The organism is Pantoea sp. Taur (assembly GCF_009830025.1).
GTDB classification, from domain to species: domain Bacteria; phylum Pseudomonadota; class Gammaproteobacteria; order Enterobacterales; family Enterobacteriaceae; genus Pantoea; species Pantoea communis.
The window spans coordinates 1-256 of record NZ_SZZZ01000069.1 but is presented as its reverse complement, the minus strand read 5'-3'; the positions used below and the strand labels follow the sequence as shown (position 1 = coordinate 256).

General features: G+C 56.2%; 1 pseudogene. It reads right to left on the bottom strand.

The window, feature by feature from the left end:
* A pseudogene (locus FD744_RS25280) lies at nt 1-256 on the bottom strand (IS4 family transposase); the annotation flags it as partial.

The window sequence follows — 256 nt, the reverse complement described above, 5'->3', positions numbered from 1 at the left end:
TTTTTCCGTTGAGTTCTTTGCTGATAAGCCTTGCCGTCAGTGTGTCTGCAGCACCCTGCCATTTTTTCTTCGCCTGCGGCGACAGCTGTAATTCCACCAACTCCTGCCCGGCCCCTAAGCTACGGACAACACGGTACTGTGCCCCTTTGCGCAGCGGCAACATCCAGTGTCTTTCCGTTCCCGCCGACTGCCAGGCGTGCAGCAGACCCAGCGCATAAAAACCTTTATCAAAGAGGGTCAGAGAGTGGTCGGGGGT